General features: G+C 37.7%; 3 protein-coding genes and 1 pseudogene. 3 read left to right on the top strand and 1 reads right to left on the bottom strand.

Going from position 1 to position 2,103, the window contains the following annotated elements; all coding sequences use genetic code 11:
- The 3 genes and pseudogenes from FTU72_RS16105 to FTU72_RS16095 form a co-directional block, all read left to right on the top strand.
- Positions 1–132 (top strand): annotated as a pseudogene (locus FTU72_RS16105) (IS6 family transposase); the annotation flags it as partial.
- A gap of 375 nt (positions 133–507) precedes the next feature.
- A complete protein-coding gene (locus tag FTU72_RS16100; protein ID WP_120376154.1) occupies positions 508–903 on the top strand; it encodes a DUF6088 family protein in 396 nt (131 codons plus the stop codon).
- Positions 896–1,843 (top strand): nucleotidyl transferase AbiEii/AbiGii toxin family protein, encoded by a 948-nt coding sequence (locus FTU72_RS16095; protein WP_120376155.1) that lies wholly within the window; start codon positions 896–898, stop codon positions 1,841–1,843. Before FTU72_RS16100 ends, FTU72_RS16095 begins: the two co-directional genes overlap by 8 nt.
- A gap of 71 nt (positions 1,844–1,914) precedes the next feature.
- On the opposite strand, the gene FTU72_RS16595 is transcribed toward FTU72_RS16095, so the two are convergent.
- On the bottom strand, positions 1,915–2,103 hold a 189-nt coding region (locus FTU72_RS16595), incomplete at its 5' end, for a hypothetical protein (protein ID WP_373684859.1).

Below are 2,103 nucleotides of genomic sequence, written 5' to 3'. Positions count from 1 at the left end.
ATGAAGACGGCTTACGCCACCATCAAAGGTATTGAGGTGATGCGTGCACTACGCAAAGGCCAGGCCTCAGCATTTTATTATGGTGATCCCCTGGGCGAAATGCGCCTGGTAAGCAGAGTTTTTGAAACGTAAGGCCTTTGAATAAGACAAAAGGCTGCCTCATCGCTAACTTTGCAACAGTGCCATAAAAACACGTACGTGTTTAGAGGTACATAAGTGGACAGGTTCCTGACACATAAATTGTGTAAGTTGTATAACTTATGATTATTATGTAATCAGGGTGCTTGATAACCAATTCTGGATCATAAGTAGTTATCTACAGCTGTTTAATGTAATAGAGTAATAGAATTCTGCAACTCAACCAAGAACTGTCAGATCAGACAAAGTTGTCTTCCTGAGTAATTTATCTACAGTCTCATCTAGTATAATGTCGTATTTTTGCTCGACAAAATGTCGTATTTTTGCTAGTTTAAAGGTATGTGAAAACTGATGTATAAGGGAGATGCGATGACAACTAAAGCGAAAATGCAAATGCGCATCAAACGCTCAAAACGTTATGTTTTTATGCGTGATGATTTTAATGACATTGCGAATTATGACCAAATTGGAAGAGTTCTGCGAAACTTAGTTCAAGAAGGTGAGCTAATTAAAGTTGGTTATGGTATTTATACCAAAGCAAGAAAAAATCAAATTACCGGCAAAGTAATGCCAGCCTGTCCAGAAGGCGCGGATGCAGTGATCTTAGAGGCATTAAAAAGATTGGATGTGCAGGTTACGTTAGGAGAGGCTACGGAAAAATATTTATCTGGTCAATCCACCCAGATTCCAGCCTTTACTCAAATTAAAACCCCGCGTCGTTTTACACGCCAATTGTCTGTAGGTCGTAGCCAAATTAATGCCTGATATAAAAAATGTGTTTGCAGATGTCGCTGATGCACTTGGTATTGGTGCAACTTCTATTGTTGAAAAAGATTACTATGTTGTCGAGTTATTGAGACTATTACAGTCTCTAGAATTTGAAACGCATGACTTGGTTTTTGCTGGTGGAACTTCTTTAGCTAAAGCAAATATTCAGTTAAATCGGATGTCTGAAGATGTGGACATTAAAATAGTTCCAAAACCAAATATTGCATTAAGTCGCTCTAAAGCTAAAGTTGTACGTAAACAATTGCTTCATCAAGTACAAGACAAAATCTCTCAATCTGATTTCTTTACAATTGAAGAGGAACCAGTTGTCTGGGATGAATATCGTTATATGGAATTATTAATTCGATATCCTCAGCATTTCAACCAAGCTCCCTGTTTACGACCATTCATTAAATTGGAATTAGTTGAAACAGACTTACTTGAGCCTTTTGAATCTAGAAGTATCACCTCGTTTGTGTATGACTTGGCTAAGAAAGGGAAGCCAGTCGATGCTTTTCCCTCCGTCACAATTGTCAGTACCAGTATCGAGAAGCTGATAGCAATTTTAAGGCGTACAGCGGCCTTTGCTAGAAATGCTGAAAGAGCTGATGATGAATCATTAGTTCGACATGTGTATGACTACTTTAAAATTACCTATGGTAAACCACAAGATTTTGTTTATTTAGGGCACTTAGCTACTAAAGTTATAAAAACTGATATTGAGCGTTATGGTCGTCAGCATACTCTTATGGTTGAAGACCCGATTGCTGAATTGTTATTTGGTTTAAATGAATTAAGTCGTAATCCACTCTATAAAGCCAGGTTTAATAATTTTGTTGTTCCTATGGTGTTCGGGGACAAACAAATATCATGGCAGCAAGCCTATTCACATTTTCAGGACTCAGTTCAACAGATCTTCGCTAACTTAAAGTTGTAAATGTAGAAAAGAAATTAGCTTAAGCACAATAGATTATTTATTTACAATCACTCTTATTACAACTAAATTTGTCAAAATTCTTCAGAGTTTTTTCTTTGAATTCTAACTCGTAACTCATCGAAGATAGAAAATGTGGCACTGTTGCAAATAGTCGGTGGTGATAAACTTATCATCCCCTTTTGCTGATGGAGCTGCACATGAACCCATTCAAAGGCCGGCATTTTCAGCGTGACATCATTCTGTGGGCCGTACGCTGGTAC

Source organism: Acinetobacter sp. YH12137, assembly GCF_013418535.1.
Taxonomy (GTDB): domain Bacteria; phylum Pseudomonadota; class Gammaproteobacteria; order Pseudomonadales; family Moraxellaceae; genus Acinetobacter.
This window is presented reverse-complemented; position numbering and strand designations above follow the sequence as displayed.